Annotated in this window: 13 protein-coding genes; 12 read left to right on the forward strand and 1 reads right to left on the reverse strand. The window is 43.8% G+C overall.

The window, feature by feature from the left end; genetic code table 11:
- Positions 1 to 54: 54 nt before the first annotated feature.
- From rpe to Q8W40_RS13480, 4 genes are all read left to right on the forward strand, one after another.
- The gene (gene rpe / locus Q8W40_RS13465; protein ID WP_305397749.1) at positions 55 to 729 is read left to right on the forward strand and encodes a ribulose-phosphate 3-epimerase; all 675 of its coding nucleotides are present in this window, start codon (positions 55 to 57) and stop codon (positions 727 to 729) included.
- 67 nt (positions 730 to 796) lie between these two features.
- Entirely contained in the window at positions 797 to 1489 is a 693-nt protein-coding gene (locus tag Q8W40_RS13470; protein WP_305397750.1) for a phosphoglycolate phosphatase, read from the forward strand.
- A 127-nt stretch (positions 1490 to 1616) separates the two neighbouring features.
- The gene (gene trpS, locus Q8W40_RS13475; RefSeq protein WP_101114100.1) at positions 1617 to 2633 is read left to right on the forward strand and encodes a tryptophan--tRNA ligase; all 1017 of its coding nucleotides are present in this window, start codon (positions 1617 to 1619) and stop codon (positions 2631 to 2633) included.
- A 401-nt stretch (positions 2634 to 3034) separates the two neighbouring features.
- On the forward strand, positions 3035 to 5638 hold the full coding sequence (locus Q8W40_RS13480; RefSeq protein ID WP_305397753.1) for an ExeM/NucH family extracellular endonuclease: 2604 nt from the start codon (positions 3035 to 3037) through the stop codon (positions 5636 to 5638).
- A 58-nt stretch (positions 5639 to 5696) separates the two neighbouring features.
- On the opposite strand, the gene Q8W40_RS13485 is transcribed toward Q8W40_RS13480, so the two are convergent.
- Complete coding sequence (locus tag Q8W40_RS13485) at positions 5697 to 6587, reverse strand: LysR family transcriptional regulator (protein WP_305397754.1); 891 nt, start codon at positions 6585 to 6587, stop codon at positions 5697 to 5699.
- A gap of 338 nt (positions 6588 to 6925) precedes the next feature.
- On the opposite strand from Q8W40_RS13485, the gene Q8W40_RS13490 reads away from it, so the two are divergent.
- The 8 genes from Q8W40_RS13490 (at position 6926) to Q8W40_RS13525 (ending at position 17601) form a co-directional block, all read left to right on the forward strand.
- Positions 6926 to 7762 (forward strand): TauD/TfdA dioxygenase family protein, encoded by an 837-nt coding sequence (locus tag Q8W40_RS13490; RefSeq protein WP_305397756.1) that lies wholly within the window; start codon positions 6926 to 6928, stop codon positions 7760 to 7762.
- Positions 7759 to 9216, forward strand: coding sequence for an FAD-binding protein (locus Q8W40_RS13495; RefSeq protein WP_305397758.1), 1458 nt, complete (start codon positions 7759 to 7761; stop codon positions 9214 to 9216). Before Q8W40_RS13490 ends, Q8W40_RS13495 begins: the two co-directional genes overlap by 4 nt.
- 228 nt (positions 9217 to 9444) lie before the next feature.
- Positions 9445 to 11292, forward strand: a complete 1848-nt coding sequence (locus tag Q8W40_RS13500; RefSeq protein WP_305397759.1) for an L-tyrosine/L-tryptophan isonitrile synthase family protein — start codon at positions 9445 to 9447, stop codon at positions 11290 to 11292.
- A 469-nt stretch (positions 11293 to 11761) separates the two neighbouring features.
- A complete protein-coding gene (locus Q8W40_RS13505) occupies positions 11762 to 12100 on the forward strand; it encodes a hypothetical protein (protein ID WP_126609914.1) in 339 nt (112 codons plus the stop codon).
- A gap of 10 nt (positions 12101 to 12110) precedes the next feature.
- Positions 12111 to 12422, forward strand: coding sequence for a hypothetical protein (locus Q8W40_RS13510; protein WP_305397761.1), 312 nt, complete (start codon positions 12111 to 12113; stop codon positions 12420 to 12422).
- Between the two features lie 8 nt (positions 12423 to 12430).
- Entirely contained in the window at positions 12431 to 14002 is a 1572-nt protein-coding gene (locus tag Q8W40_RS13515; protein WP_305397763.1) for a hypothetical protein, read from the forward strand.
- Positions 14003 to 14074: 72 nt separating this feature from the next.
- Positions 14075 to 15208, forward strand: a complete 1134-nt coding sequence (locus Q8W40_RS13520) for a hypothetical protein (RefSeq protein WP_305397764.1) — start codon at positions 14075 to 14077, stop codon at positions 15206 to 15208.
- A gap of 8 nt (positions 15209 to 15216) precedes the next feature.
- On the forward strand, positions 15217 to 17601 hold the full coding sequence (locus Q8W40_RS13525; protein ID WP_305397765.1) for a hypothetical protein: 2385 nt from the start codon (positions 15217 to 15219) through the stop codon (positions 17599 to 17601).

A 17601-nucleotide genomic window follows, 5' to 3' on the forward strand; every position in this document is an offset into this window, starting at 1 on the left:
GTTGGGTAGAATTACGAGCAATAGTTACTCGAATTTCCAATATTGAGGTCAGGTATGACAGACTTTCTCATCGCCCCATCTATCCTTTCTGCTGATTTTGCGCGCTTAGGCGAAGACGTAGAAAACGTGCTTGCCGCTGGTGCGGATGTGGTGCATTTCGACGTAATGGATAACCATTATGTGCCTAACCTCACGTTTGGTGCGCCAATTTGTAAAGCGCTTCGCGACTACGGCATTACCGCGCCAATCGACGTACATTTGATGTGTGAACCTGTCGACCGACTCATTCCAGATTTCGCGAAAGCGGGCGCATCGATGATTACTTTCCATGTCGAAGCAACCAATCACGTTGATCGCTCTCTACAGTTGATCAAAGAGCACGGCTGTAAAGCGGGTGTGGTGTTTAACCCTGCCACACCGCTGCATCACCTAGATTACGTCATGGATAAAATTGACATGATTTTGTTGATGTCTGTGAACCCAGGTTTTGGTGGTCAATCTTTCATTCCTAATACACTGGATAAGCTTCGCGAAGTACGTAAACGCATTGATGCTTCTGGTCGCGATATTCGCCTTGAAGTTGATGGTGGCGTGAAAGTGGAAAATATTCGAGAAATCGCAGAAGCCGGTGCGGATATGTTTGTTGCCGGAAGCGCCATTTTTGATAAGCCAGATTACAAAGCTGTGATTGATGAAATGCGCGGCGAGCTTTCCAAAGTGAACCGTTAAGCGGTCAGATAACGTAGATTGAATGCAGTGCTCAGGCGCTGCATCACTTTTTAGGAATAGAGAAAATATGTCTTTAAATGGAATCAAGCTCATTGCTTTTGATTTAGATGGAACCTTGCTAGATAGTGTCCCAGATTTAGCCGTTGCTGCTGATCAAGCAGTACAAGAGCTAGGCTTTGCCTCAGTGAGTGAAGAACAAGTGAGGGATTGGGTCGGCAACGGGGCGGATGTTTTGATTTCACGAGCACTTTCCCAAAGTATTCAAATTGATTCAAATTTGTCGCCGGACATCATTCAGGAAGCACGCATTAAATTCGATGATTACTACGAGAAGGGGGGGCATAAGCTCAGCCACTTGTACACAAATGTGCGTGATACCTTAGTGAAGTTGAAAGCCGCGGGATATACGTTGGCACTTGTAACAAACAAGCCATCTAAGTTTGTCCCAGAAGTGCTAGAGCAGCATCAATTGTCTGAGTTGTTTTCCGATGTGCTAGGTGGCGATGCCTTCCCTGAGAAAAAACCTGATCCGGTTGCGCTCAATTGGTTACTGCAAAAACACGGTGTTAAAGCCGACGAAATGTTGATGGTTGGTGACTCAAAGAACGACATCCTAGCCGCTCAAAATGCTGGTTGCCATTCGTTTGCGCTGACTTACGGTTACAACCATGGCGAACCTATCTCAGATGCGAACCCAGATTTCGTTGCAGACAATATTGCTGAAATTTTGAATATTGTGCCAGTCGCCGAGTATTCGTAACGAAATACCCAGTTTGCACTAGTAAAATACTTGCTAATGAGTACACTGCTTAGACGCACGCCTTTTCGCATAAGGGCGTGCGTTTCTTAATTTAGACCTATTTGAAATGAGCAAGGAAACCATCCCCATGAGCAAACCCATCGTATTGAGTGGTGTTCAACCGTCAGGTGAACTAAGTATCGGTAACTATTTGGGTGCTCTACGTCAATGGCAACAAATGCAAGACGATTACGATTGTCAGTACTGCGTAGTAGACCTTCATGCGATTACGGTTCGTCAGGACCCGAAAGCACTCCATGAAGCGACACTTGACGCATTAGCAATCTGTCTGGCTGTTGGTGTTGATCCGAAGAAGAGCACGCTATTCGTTCAGTCACATGTACCTGAGCATGCTCAATTAGGTTGGCTTCTTAATTGTTATACGCAAATGGGCGAGCTGAGCCGTATGACTCAGTTCAAAGACAAATCTCAGCGTTACGCTAACGACGTGAATGCTGGTTTGTTTGGGTACCCTGTATTGATGGCGGCAGATATCCTTTTGTATGGCGCTCACCAAGTACCTGTGGGTAACGATCAAAAGCAGCATCTTGAATTAGCCCGTGATATTGCAACGCGCTTTAATAATATATACAGCCCGGAACAGCCAATATTCCAAGTGCCTGAACCGTACATTCCTACCGTGAATGCACGGGTAATGAGCCTTCAAGATGCGACGAAGAAAATGTCTAAGTCGGATGATAACCGTAAGAACGTTATTACTCTTCTGGAAGAGCCTAAATCCATCTTGAAGAAGATCAACAAGGCGCAAACGGATGCAGAAACACCACCGCGTATTGCTCACGATTGGGATACGAAAGCTGGCATTTCTAACTTGATGGGGCTGTATTCTGCGGCAACGGGCATGAGCTTTGCAGACATTGAAGCTAAGTACCAAGGCGTTGAAATGTACGGACCATTCAAGAAAGACGTGGGTGAAGCCTTAGTCGCAATGCTTGAGCCAATTCAGTCTGAATACAAACGTATTCGAGAAGACCGCGCTTACATGGACAGCGTCATGAAGCAAGGGGCTGAAAAAGCATCGGCTCGCGCTGCCATCACACTGAAGAAAGTATATGACGCAGTAGGCTTTGTTTCGCGCGCCTAGATTTATCTAGCATGCATCGCTTTTTCTAGTGTCATTGGGTTAAGTAAGTTACACCCAATAAGTTTGTAAGAATGACTCAAAACCCTTGGTGTCCACCAAGGGTTTTTTTGTATCTGTCACCCTTCCATGCCTCTACTTTTAACGCTCAATATAACCTTCATCAATTATTCCATTTCTTGTCATATTCTCTAGTTACTGTTTCTGTTGAAAGTTGGGCGTTGATTCAAATATTAACTCTGACAGTGCGATTGACCTCTCGATTGAGTGTGTGAATGCTTTTGTCGGTTACATAAAAAGTAAACACTTCGCACGTTACCTGATCCGGTGACATTCCAAATTTGTGATATAGAACTGCTACGGATGAAAGCGGTCGACACATCCTTAGTGACAAGAGGTGGACAATGGAAACCAAATTAACACGGACAATACTCGCGCTTGCTGTCAGCGGGGCTTTTGCTGCGCCTGCGGCTGCGGATATTGTGCTCTCCCAGTATGTTGAAGGTGGTAGCTTTAATAAGGCTATCGAAATTGCGAACACCAGTGATGCCGCGGTAAGCCTTGATGGCTTTCAGCTTGCGAAATCGACAAATGGCGGTGGTACATGGGGAAGCAGGCTTTCCCTAAGTGGAAAAGTGATTGCTGCAAAAGATGTACTTGTGATTTCTCACGCTAGTGCAAGCGCCGCTATTCAAGCCGTAACTGATGAAAACAGCTCGGTCGCGAATTTCAATGGCGATGATCCGATTGCTTTACTTAATTCAGATGACTCAATTCATGACATTATTGGTGTGATGGGGGATGTGGACTTTGCAAAAGACCAAACGCTGGTCCGCAACTCCGATAGCATGACACCATCATCAACTTATCAAGCCAGCCAATGGACAGTACTTGGAAAAGACAACATTGATGGACTGGGTGAATTAGACGGTGGTACACCACCCGTCGCGTTCAACTGTACGGTTGATGGACAAGCGCCAAACTTTACGTCTATTCAAGACATTCAAGGTGAAGGTGAAACTTCTCCTTTCATTAGTGGTTACCCATACATTACAGAGGACGAATACTTCGTTCGAGGTGTTGTGAGTGCAGTAACGACGGGACTAACGAAAGGCTTCTATCTACAGGCAGAATCAGACGACAATAATCCGAACACATCAGAAGGTTTGTTCGTTCATACGGGCGAGAGCAGTATTGCGCTTCAACCTGGTGATGTTGTCTGTGCCCGAGGTAAGGTTCAAGAATTTTACAATCACACTCAGCTAAAAGTTGAAGGTGGGAAGTACGTTAAACAAGACGAATCTTCCGTGCCGAGTGCTACTGAGATCCAGATTGCTGATAGCGACGCCAATTTTGATGAAACTCTTGAGCGCTATGAAGGCATGTTGGTGAAAACCTCACAAGATCTCGATATGCGTGTGACGCGTACATTTGGGTTTGACTATGCTGCTCGTCGAAACAACATGGTTCTGGCACAGGGTCGCCCAAATACGCAGCCAAACCAAAATAACGCTGCGGGTTCTGATGGCGCTAAAGCACAATCGGAAGAGAATGCGCAACGCCGCTTGTACGTTGAATCCGATGCCAAAGCCCCTAATGGCGTGATCCCATACTACCCAGACTTTGGTCGCACTGACGCGGACCAAGATGGCTCAACCGAAGATTACATCCGTATTGACGATACTGTTATCGGTCTTGAAGGTGTGATTGCCTACAGTTTTGGTGATTACCGCTTAATCGCAACCAATTCGTTAAGCAACGACAACTTTGTTCACAACGACCCGCGCACAGAGAAACCCACTCTTGAACGCGGTGGTGATTTGCGTATCGCAACGTTCAACGTTTTGAACTATTTCAATTCACCATTTGGCGGCGACTCGAATCAGCATGGTAATAACCGTGGTGCGAGCAACCAAGGTGAATTTGATATTCAAGAAGCGAAAATTGTGGATGCTATCTTGCGATTGGATGCCGATATTATCGGATTGATGGAAATCGAAAATAACGGTTTTGGTCAAGGTGCAGCGATTCGTCAGCTTGTTGAAAAGCTGAATGAAAACATCGACAAAAAACGCAAGCGTTACAAGTTTGTATCTGTTGATTCGAATGCTGATGGTATGACTGACGAAATGGACTCAGTCGGTACAGATGCCATTACAACCGGTGTGATTTACCGCAGTTCGAAAGTGAAACTGAAGAAAACGCGTGTTATCCCAATGCCTCGCCAGGTGGCACCAGAAGTATTGGATGACGATGGAAAAGTAATTGAAGACGGTAAGAATTACCAACGTGATAGCTTAGCGCCAACATTCAAAGTGAAGGGCACCAAGCACAAGATTACCGTTGCGGTTAACCACTTTAAATCGAAAGGGTCGAAATGTTGGGAAGATGCAGCTCCTGTAGACCAAGGTGGTCAGGGTGGTGCAGATCCAGACAAACAGGGCTCTTGTGAAGCGTTCCGAGTTGCGGCAGCAGTTGCACTTGGTGATGCGTTAGATGAGATCAAAGGTCACAAAGTGATTCTTGGCGATCTCAATGCCTACGGCAAAGAAGATCCATTGCTGGTGTTAACCGATTACTCTCAAGAGAAATACGGTAAAGAGATCAAAGGCGCGCGCAACACCTTCATTGGTGACAGTGAGCAGTTTGGTGACAACGGTGCGGTGATCAACCATAACTATGGCTACATCAACGCAGTTGAAATGAAGCATCCAAACAGCTGGAGCTACTCGTTTAATGACGAAGTGGGCGCGCTGGATCATCTACTGATCAGTAAGAGCTTGAAGAAGAAAGTGGTCGACGCAACAGATTGGCACATCAATGGTGGTGAATCGAAATTGTTTGACTACAACGATGAGTTCAAAGGTGATTTTCCTAAGTACCAAGATCACTTCCGTTCTTCGGATCATGACCCTGCGGTTCTTGATCTGAATATGAGTGGTGCATCGGCTGGGTTTGCAAGCTTACTTGCTTTATTCGGTTTGGGTATGTGGCGTCGTCGTCGATAGAACCTAAAACACAATAAGCATGAGATTTAAAAGCCAGCGTTCGCTGGCTTTTTGTCATCTATGTCTGAACAGTTTCTATAAGGTAATCAATGAACAGTCTTATTCGCGGGGCCAAATTCTTACGGCTGGGATAAAGGATGTTCATGGTTGGACCTTTTTGGAAGTAGCTAGGAAACAGTCTCGTCAGGTTTGAGTCATCAACCTGCTCAGCCAAAAAGTTTGCGATAAGCCCTATCCCCATCCCTTGTTGAATCAACGACATCGAGCCCAGTGGGGCATTACAAATATGCTTTGGGTAGGTTTTGATTTGCTGGTGCTCACCGTCTAGGTTAGTGAGAGTCAGGACATCGTTTGGTAAGTTGGATCGCGTTAACGAAACCCAATGATGCTTCTCTATATCTCGAATGCAGTTAATACTGGGCGAGGCTTCAAGATAAGCGTTACTGGCATATAGCCCTAGTTCAAAGGGGGCGAGTACTCTTCCAACGAGAGAGGACGCAGAGAGTTCTCCAATTCTAATGACCAAATCCAGCTTTGATTCCACAGGGTCTTGCACACCGTCGTCCAGTTGAATGTCGAAGGTAACGTTTGGGTAACGTTCTGAAAACTGCGCAATCAGTGGGCTCAGCAAAAAAGCCCCCACATCAATGGTTGTGCCTATGCGAATTGTGCCACACACCTCTGATGCAAGGTGGTTTACCGAGCTAAATGCTTCCTCTGCGACTTTGAGTAAGCCGCTACTGTATTGATAAAAGGTTGTTCCTTCGGTAGTGAGGTTGATTTTCCTCGTTGTGCGATGAAGTAATCGCACATTGAGTGTCGATTCCAACGACGTAATTTGTTCGCTTACTTTTGATTTTGCCAACCCTAGCGATTCACCAGCCATTGTAAAAGAGCCGCATTCTACGACTTTGTTGAATATTGCGATTCGTTTTAATTCATTCAACATGATTGTTCCCTTATTAGTAACTTTGGGTTCTTATTTTGTTATCTAGTCAAAATCTGAATTTGCGCAAATAATGAGTTTGGTATTTAGATTCAAATAAATACATTTGGTTTATACAAATACAAAAATATAACAACAAACTTCATATTTAATTTAAATATTGAGATCTTACTTCCTGAATCTCGGGAGTATTAAAATGAATTCAGCAATGTCAATGCTCTTAATTTTAGAGTTTTGTAAATGTTCATATATCACTAATTTATTTAATTTAATTATCTGATGGTATTTTTCGCCGCTTAAATATACCGAGAATCAGAACCTACCGAAAAAGGTAATATGTTATGAATTATAAGATAAGCCACCTTGAGCCATTTGGCGTACTTGTTGAACCTATAAATAATCAGACCAGCGTAAAAGAGTTAGATATTGAAAAGCTGCGAGACTTGTTCCGTCAGAAGCAATTGGTTTTGCTTCGAGGCTTTGATAATTTTGAAGCGTCTGACGATTTTGCTGACTATTGTGAAAACTGGGGTGAAATCAGCATTTGGCCATTCGGAAAAGTACTCGATCTGATTCAAAAAGACGATCCCGGCGACCACATATTTGATAGCAGCTATATGCCCATGCATTGGGATGGTATGTACCGACCGCAAGTACCTGAATATCAAATCTTTCAATGCGTACAAGCACCGAAGCCCGGGCAGGGGGGAAGGACAACGTTCACTAACACCATCATGGCATTGGAAAATGCTCCAGATGAACATGTTGAATTTTGGAAGAAAGTTGTCGGTAACTATGAAAGGAAAATGGAGTTTTACAATAGCAAAACCGTTTCCCCAATTATTACCAAACATCCCCTACATAACCATGATGTCATTCGCTATAACGAGCCTCATTTCGAAGAACGAGGCGACTTACTAAACCCGCCAAACACTCAATTTACCGGTATCGCCCCAGAGGAAGTGGAATACTTCCACCAAACACTACGACAAGCGCTATACAACCCAGATAATTTTTACGCGCACGAATGGCAAACTGGCGACATTGTCATTACCGATAACTTTAATCTTTTGCATGGCCGTGAAGGCTTTATTTCTCAATCGCCTCGCCACATTCGACGTGTGCAAGTTTTGAGTAACCCTCCGTATGACAATCCGAGCTTGGAGTCTTATAAATGACGAAACATACAGCAGCAGATCAAACCACCGATATCTTAGTTATTGGAGCGGGTCCCGTGGGGCTTATGTGTAGCTACCTTGGGCAACGTTGTGGGTTGAGCACCATAGTGCTTGATAAATCACAAGGTCCTTTAGAAGTTGGGCGAGCTGATGCGCTGAATGCGCGAACTCTGCAGTTACTCGAAACCGTGGATTTGTTTGACGACTTGTACCCACTCGGGAAACCATGCAATACCAGTTCGGTTTGGGCAAATGGCGAATTTGTTTCCCGTCAGTCTTCATGGTGGGAGGAACTAGAAGGGTGTTTCCACAAACACTTTCTGATGCTTGGCCAATCCTTTGTTGAGCAGTTATTGGATGGCAAACTCAAGGCTTCTGGCAACGACGTATTGCGTTCAACGTCGGTAGAGAACGTCGAGTTGAACGAGCAAGGATGTCTAACCACGCTCACAAACGGTGACACTGTTCAATCTCGATACATCATTGGCGCTGATGGCTCACAATCTTACGTACGTCGTTTTTTTGATGTGCCTTTCGAAATCATCAGACCACAAATTGTGTGGGCTGTGATCGATGGGATTTTGGATACCGATTTCCCGAAGGTACCTGAAATTATTGTCTTTCAAGCCGAAACATCCGACGTTGCTTGGATCCCAAGAGAGGGGGAAATTGACCGATTCTATATCCGTATGGATACCCAAGATTTCACCATGGAAGAAGCCATCGAAAAAATCAATCGGGCAATGCACCCACATACGTTGAGCTTTAAAGAAGTGGAGTGGTTCTCGCAGTTCTCTGTTAAAGAATCGGTAGCTGAAAATTTCTTTGTACAAGACAGAGTTTTCCTTGCTGGCGATGCAAGCCATATTCATTCTGTAAACGGGGGGCAGGGGCTTAATACCGGTCTTGCGGATGCATTTAACTTAATGTGGAAGCTTAATATGGTGGTCAACCATGATGCTGACGAAAGCCTATTGAAAGCGTATGAAGACGAGCGACAACCTGTGGCAAGAAGTGTGATTGACAGTTCAGGGGAGCTGGTGCGCTCTACTAAGTATTCTGAAACAGGTACACACGCACAAGACTACGTAAAGATTGTCGAGAAGCGAGCTGGCAATATTACAGGGATGGGAATTCGATATAGCGAAGAAGGGCTTGTGGGTTCGCGCGTATTTGATTTCGGTATTCATCATGCTGGTGCTGATACACGACTGTACAGCCTTTTGGACTACACCAAGTATACGCTACTGATCGTCGGTGAATGTGAGCCTCCAAAAGCGTTGCCTGATTTTGTACAACTGCTTCACTTACACAAAAATGGCTCGCAAGGTATGCCTTGTGAAGATGACTCTCCATATGAGAATCGAGTGGTACTCATTCGCCCAGATGCGTACATCGAAGAAATAGCATCACTAGAAAACATTCATTCTGTGTTGGGTAAATTTAAACATTAGAGAATGAATTCTTCATTCTGTTCTTATTATACAGTCAATATTCAAGATGAACCTTTTTGTTTGAACTTATTTATTATTACAAAATTGAGATATTGGTGCATGTTCACTATTTGAAATTGTAATAATGGATTCGATATTTTTAATGATTTAAACATAGTCGGTTTTGTCTTTATTAATTCAATTAAATTCTCTTTTAAGAGTATCTAATAAATAATTGAAGGGATAATCATGCTCGATATTCAACGTGAACAATGTGTAGAGAATATTTCTTTTATATTGCTCAACCAACTTCTTGCTCAAACGAACGCCAGTTTTGATGGTTTAGTAAAGCTAAAAAATCAGATACGCAATTTTGTTTCCAATGAAAGCCAAATTCAGCTCTTACTGCCTGCTTTCCCATGCAAAACCAATAATCTGGATAAAGTCTTGGGTCATAAGCCTGATATGGGGGAGTACTTAGTATTAAGAAAATTCGTGAAAGCCATTCGGGATATCCAAGCGGTCTATGAGCCTGGTGTGACCTTCTATGTTTTTTCGGATTATCACACGTTTTCCGATTACATTTCTGTCGATTTAGAGCACCACTACGACTACTCCGATGATTTGAGGAAAATGGTCGAGAATATGAACTGTAGCGACAGCTTGAAAGTCGTGAACTTTGAGCATTTTCCAGCATTCGATGACTTGAGTGATGAGCAATATTTCCAAGGGCTGAAACACAAGTTCGGGGATAGCCACTACGAGGATAATTTCTCAGAACTGAAAAAACGCAATAACAAGATGAACAGTACCTATCTAGGCTTAAAGAAGTTTATGAATCAGGATCAGAAGCATATCTTGTCTTCGTTTTCTTACAAAGATAGGCGCAAACGCCTAGCGGACATCGCCAAAGGAATGATGGTTCAGGGAAAAGCGCTGGATAACTTTTTGCAGCAGAATTTTGGTGAATGTATCCGTCTGAGTATTCACGAGCACCCTATGGTCGGGAAAAAATATTCACTGTTTCTTTTTGATGAGCGCCAGTTCAAAACGCCTTGGCACAGTACTCTCATGTTTGATGCACTTAGCGGAAAATACGTGGTTGACTCGCGAGAAAATCATCTCAACGGTAAGGGTGCGGTTTTGTCGGTAACTTACGAGGGCACTCCATGGTGCTACATTAAGCTAACGGCTCGAACAGACGTGACAGAACACGCACTGAGACAGATGAAGGCAACATTAAGCCGAGAAAAATCAGGGCTCATTTTAGAGTGCATCAATGGCAGTTGCTCAGTGTCAGATCTTTTAAATAAAGAGCTGAATAACTTGGTGAAGGAGTTTGGTACTGTCACGCTTAAAGGCTTCACACAATTTAATGAGCCGGCGGAAATGGAAAACTGGTATTGCGAACGAGGTGCCGTTATTCCATGGCAATTTGGTAACGTGCAGATTATGACGTCGCTTCAAAAAGCACAAACCACCTTGCCTTTGCACTGGAATCTAATGTGCCCCCCTGCCTACATGAAAGTGAGCCAAACCAAATACAATTATGAAGACTACACGCCAAATGAATTTGCGTTGTATTGCCATCAGAACACGGCAACTAAAGATTCAATGATTGCCGTTGATGCAGCCCTGGCGACACTTACTATGGATGGAAAGGAGCGTGAGACACTGAGAAATACTCATCTTGGGTATACACCTCAGGCTCATTATTCAAACGGTGAAAAGATGGTTCATCCAGTTGTTTTCCGGTGTCCGGCAAGCCAGCAAGATATTGTTCGTTGGGCGCAAAATGGCGAGCATACGATGTCGGAGGTGCTTGCTCCTATCAATGCAAACATTGAGTCGTCTACGTCTTATGAGTGCGTTGATGAACTCAGCGAAAGGTTGAGCCAGATCTGTTTTGATTCGCGAGTCCTTACCGAGATTGAAATGGATAAAGGCGATATCGTGTTGGTCAATAACCATTCCACGTTACTCAGTATGCCAGCGACAAGTGGGGAACGAGAACTGTGGCGAATGCAGCAGCAGCCCAGATCGGTCAACTCACCATGGCAACCACACAACATGGCAACGCTCAATCAGGCGAGTTAGTGGGTTTCGGTATAAAGTCAGCGCAATGCTGGCTTTATGCTTTATACCCAAGCATCTTGAGGTGTCTTGGGTATATAGCGCTTTTCATTCTTACTAATCTAATTATTGCAAACATAATTAAAAACAAAGAAATACGTTTCGAATCCGTTAACGCTGACGTTAAATTTGTTCTATTTCAGAGTATTTTGTTTATAGGATTTCTAGTACATATACAAAAGAGTGATATGCCTCAGAATCTTATGAATTGCCATTCTCTCCTAATACATCCGTTCAGAATTATAAGATAGCATAAGCGTATTGGTTGGTATGCATGCTGACTTATATATCAATATCACTGCCGTTCCCGTCTTTATATTTATAAACAACGTTTGAGACTCGTCTCATTAATTTTTCAGTGGATAGCTTCTGAGTGAACCGAAAGGCACTTGCCATTCATCGAAGTTTGTTAACAGCGTACATAGGTTTAGAAATGAAACATAAGTTATTACTAGCACTGACATTATCTGTATTTGGAAATGCTTCATTTGCGCAAAGTCTTCCTCCGGTACTCATTCAAAGCTTAGGATGCGACCAAGCAACAGATAGCTGTTCCCTAACGATTGCCAATGAGCAATTTGGTTCTTCAGAGTGTGCATCCAACAAAATTGGCTGGGATTCGAGCAGTGACCAAGGAAAGCTGGCATTAGCACTGCTTTCATCTGCAATGATGACAGAGCATCAGGTTGAACTGACCGTTACCGAAGGCTGCTATAACTCTTTGCCTGAACTTGCTTCGTTTAACGTGCTGTCGCGTTCAGCTAAGAAATAGGAGCCACACAATGACATTCAAAACTTTATTTGGATTGGCCTTTGTTTCACTAGGAGCAAGCGCAGGTGGCACACATGTTAGTGAAATCCACAATATTCAATGTTCGATGGACAGCGATTTTTGTCAGGTCGTCCTACCAAATACGATTAATGCCGAAAGCGACTGCACTGGGAATCAAGTCTTAGTTGCTGTATCTCAGCAGCAAACACTGTCTGTACTTACGTCGGCAATGTTTACTAAAACCAAAGTGAAATTCCATGTCTCTGAGAAGTGCGAACAAGGAAGTCCTGTCGTTCAGAGTTATCAAATGCTTAAGGGGTAAGCTAGGAAATGAAACTATCTAACATATACCTTGCCGTCGGTGCGGTACTTTCAGCAGTGTCTTTCACTAGCGCTGCCAATACCTGTTCGCTCACTTCCAATGAATATCCTGCCCATGCCCAGTGGTCTTGTAGTTTGGAGGATTGGGTGAGTGGTCATACGTTACCTACCAAGCGTAAAACATTGTCTTCGAGTCAAACTTCCGTTGTTTTATACCCAGAAGGGTTAGAGCTAGCGGGTGACCTAAGTGTTAGGCAAAACAGATCAACATTTTCTGTCAGTAAAAAGCTTCAAAACTGTTCCTCTGTTTACGACTCCTTCAATGGTCAAATTGGAAAATTTGCCAATGTGGTGACATGTGAAAGTGGACCGTATCAATTTGAAAAGAAAACGTATTATCACAGAAATTCGCATTGTAGCGTCTCTGGCAATATCGAAACCTGCGTGAGTAATAATTTAGTGGTTACTCCGTTTCAAGCAGACCTAAATTACAAAGTGCCGAAAGCGCGTTATCAAGGTGAACTGAAAGAAATTATTAAGAAAAATCGTATTTCTAAAAACCTAGGATTGGTGCCGATCCGAGTTGGCGATATCACAACGTTTATTCCTGCAGAGGTAACAAACTTGTCACCGTTCCCTCCGGTTGTGAATCACAAGTGGTCTGGGCAATTTAAATCGGATGTTAAACCGTCTACCTACTACGAAATGAGTTGTGTCGAAAACACAACAGTGCCATCGGTTAAAATTCCACTGCTATACAAAGATGCGCAATTGTCCAAAATCGGTGTTGCATCCGATTCAGGTGTCGGTGGCTTTGAGCCTAAAGTACTGGATACCTTCATGAAGCGATGTGCAGCAAGCCCAGTAAGGTTTGCTGTGGTTAATAGCCAAGATCTGAATGAACCGTATTGGAGAGTAAACCTCGATATCACAGGCGGTACTGATTACATCGGTGAACTAGAGAAACTTGCCGACGTATTGGTAGCAGAAGCTAACGGTCTCATAGTGGAAAGGCAATCTCTAAATACGTTGTTACGTAACAGTAACGATTTGAATAATCAGATAAACACTGAGCTTTCTGTCATCTGGGATATTATCGCCAATTCTGTTTATGTCTCCGACTTCTTTACCGCAGGTTATGTGCCAGCAGAGTTTGATGTGGGCGGACTGGAATACATCTTAGTCAGTGAAACCGCGCTCCATGACTCCGTTAACTCAAGACCTAATTTCAATAAACTTCGTCAATTAGCCCAAGAAACGGGTGTCGAAGGTATCGAAAACTTGTTCAATTTTGATTTCGACTATCTCTATGACGAATGGGGATACAAGAAATATGAAACGGTTCATTACGCGCATTGGAATTTCTTGGTGTCTTTGGCTCAATTCACAGGGGATATCAGCTATTCAGACAACGCAACGACAGATTTAAAACCTATCATTGTGAACATGAAAAATGCCAATGATAAAAAGGTATTAGCTCTCATTAGTGTTATCGAGCACACGCTAAACGTTGCCAGAAATGCGAGCAGTATTGAGCGCGATAAAATCAAGGCACTTCAAGCTAAGTTAACGCAACTATAAGCAACTCAGCCACCTATACGAACGTTAGGTGGCTTTTTTATTTCTTATAAATCACTTCTTACTGGGTATAACATGAAAGTTAGGCTAGTTGGAGTCGCTCTGCTATTGGCTTTATTTCAGAGTAATGTTGGCGCGTCGAATATTACCTCCGAGCAATTAGATAATCAGCAGAAGTCACTCAATCAAATTAATTACCGTATAGACGAATTATTACAATCATTAAGCCAATATAAATTGGCAAGGGACGAACATTATCTTGGGCAGCAAGGCGTAGCAGATCGCGTAGGGAAGTGGTATAGCAACCATAATACGTGGATGAATCAGATGAACGAACTGCGCCGTCAGTTAAGTGACTATCAAACGTTAGCGAAATCAGATGCTGGTGCATTTAAAAGCAAAATGTCATCACTGCTTACTGAGTTATATCGTTCGATGGATGAAGCGACCATCATTCGCCAACGTGCACTTAGAGGGATGAGCCTGCTCACGAACATCCCTGAGTATCCTAAAAACTATGTTCAAGAATTCAGCGCCGCCATTCCAGCATTGAATAGCAATGTCGTGATGACCCACGGTGCATTTGAAGATATACACCAAAATTTCACACACGAAAAAATACAAAGAATCGAGAGCGCTCTGTTACTGAGCAGTGACGTCTTGCAGTCCATTATTAATCTGTCAAAACTAGAGTTTCCTGAACTGGTTCAATCGCTCACGAGTTTAAAGCAGTTATTTGCTGTTGAAGCCCTAGTGTCAGAGCCTGTGGATAGGGCATCTAAATACGCTTCGCTGGTGTTATCTAAATCACGCAGAGATTGGTTCTTAGCAGACGCTTATTTCACTGAGTTTGAAAAAAAATATCAGTTAGACAGAAGTCGCATTTTAAGCAGTCCATTAGATGCATCGCTGAAACAACCAAGTTTGAACTTCATGGACAAAAAGTATCAGGATGCAAAGCGTGCGTTGGCAACCAGTAAGCGCCGTAATTACATCACTTTGTATGATGTCTATCGCCGCACGGCATCCACATACGCGCCTAGATGTAAGGTGTCGGATAACCACCGTAAATACAATTGTGCGTTATTAAAAACACTTATCGGTTTAGACCGCGCCGCCATTCAAAAAATGACGCTTGATCAGCAGCGTTATCTACATGCGCAGCTTTCTCGTGTTCCACAAGCACCTTTCTCGGAGGTGACGCAATGATTCCCTTAATGAAGAAATTATTCGGCGCACTGATTCTATTCTCCATGTTTAGCTCAGTGAATGTGTATGCTCAAAATGCAGGTGAGTCACCAGGGCAAGAAATCATTAAGTTGATTCTTGGTGATAGAACACCAAAAGAATTTATCCCATTTACCGAAAGCGAAATTAGGGAGTTAGCCGAAAAAGATCCGAACGATGCATTAGAGCTCGATGTTCAAAGTGGCAAAACGTATCTGCTACTGGATATCGTTTCTCAAGCTGAGCCAGAACGTATCGAAATTAACGAATACATTGGTATGGCGAATGAGCTAGAAGCGCAGATTACCCCTTATGGCTACAGCATGAGGGATGATTCTTTTGAGCAACTGCCTGTCGATATTTATGAGCTGTTTAACGATCCAGAAATGATGCAAAAAAGGCTTCTGGATGCGTTAGAAGTTTATGCCCAACGCGAGTTAATGCGTCGCCTCGATGCCATCGACCCTGGCATGTGTCCGCAAATCAATGTCGACAGAATAGTTGAAAAGGTCAATGGACACATTGCTGATAAGGTCGACGACAAAGTTAGCGAGTTCACCGATAAGCCTCTTCGCCTAAAATCCGGTGATTTGGCTAAATTTGATGAATACATTCGTGCGGCAAACAACACCAACAAGATATTGTGTGCACTAGGCTACAGCATCTATGAAGCCATGGGTTTACCAATGAAAACGGTGAACGGTGTTACCGAAGTCGACATAGACAAACTGATTGCTTCTGTTGGCGGCGGTACTGGAAATGGCACTGCTCAGGCTGTGATTTCATACATTGAAGACAGAATCAATCAAGCGTTGGTGAGCATTGGTTTTGATATGCCTGCCATTGATAGCATTTTGACTTGGTCGCCTTTAGTTAAAGCCATGGAGTGGGGCTCCGAGTTTTTAGAGCTGGATGGGTTGAACATAAAATTGACCATGCCATCGCCTGAATTTATCAAACAAACGATTGAGGATTTAGGGCTAGCCGTACCGGCGAATTGGGACATTCCGGATATTCCAACCATCAGTTTCAATGAATCCTTTAAGCCGCCGACAAGAGAAGATCTCGTACTCAAAAAGCGTAAAGATTGGGTTGGGTTCGATCTTGGAAAGCGCAGTGTGGCAGGTACGAAAGCTTCTGCCTATTACGAAATTAGGGGTTCTGAAGAAGTTCAATGGGCGATAGCGGTTGGGCGAGCCGACGTGTATATCTTCAATAAAGAAAACAACGCGATCGGAGCGTATGCTCAAGCTGAAGTAGGACCTCAAAAACTTGAAGGCAATGTGGATATCCAAGTTCTCGGTATGCAGCTGTATAAAAAACACTGGCTAAAAAATGATGGCATCATCAAAGACAGTATCGAGCTACTTGGCAATGGGGATGGTTACAGTTACTCCTACGATTACACACAACAATTTGCAATAGGGCCTATTCCTGTTTACGTCTCTGTCGGTGTGTATGCCAGTGCGAATGCGAAGTTGAATTGGGGTCTTTACCTCACGCAGGTGTATGCAGAGCTGCAACCTATCGCGAAAGCCGGTGCGTTTGGTGAAGGCGCCGTTGGCATTAAGAAAGTGTTGTCAGCCGGTGTTCGTGGAACCATTGACGTGCTTAATTTCTCCGTGCCTCTTCGAGGGAAGGCTGGTGTTTTCTTTGCGCAATCTGGCGAGCCGTACCTCAAATTGGGGCTGACATCGGATGCGATAGTCAGAGCCATGAGTGGTGGCATCAGTGCGTATGTGGAATACCCTTGGATTAAGATCTGTAAAAAGAAAATTGGTTTCATTAAAATCCCTTACCCTTGTATTCGCTCCAAGCGTAAATCGAAGAACTTATACAGTTACAGTGGCTATTCGTGGTCTAAGTCCATCATGAACTGGCAACTGGTCTACGGCTATCATGGCGTGCATATGACGGGTTCTTTGATTGACCAAACCGACAGACGTGAAGCGGCGGCTTTGAAAGGGCAAGTGAACCTTTACCAAAGGCATGTTGCTCTGAATGACTACAGTGCGAAAACACAAGTTAGGGTTCAAAATACGTTTGCCAAACTGAAAGAAGAACTGGAAAGCGCTTCCGTTGCATTGGTTCCACAAAAACGAACCGCCTTGCAACTGAACGCCAATACCGCGGATAAAAACCTGACGCAATACGAATCTTGGTTAGCGGCAACGATAGATCACAATTTGGCGCAATCGCGCAGTCAAAATGTGATGCTGAGAAACTCTGCCGATTGGCGATTGGATGCGGTGAGTTCACCAGCATACGCTTCAGGCCCGTTAGTCTCAGAGGTTGCGGCTGGAACAGATGCTGAGTACTCAGAAGAAGTAGATAACTCAAATGTGCTGCGAAGCCTACATGGATTCTTGCACTAA

Origin of the sequence: Vibrio penaeicida (genome assembly GCF_030689305.1) — a bacterium.
GTDB classification, from domain to species: Bacteria; Pseudomonadota; Gammaproteobacteria; order Enterobacterales; family Vibrionaceae; genus Vibrio; species Vibrio penaeicida_B.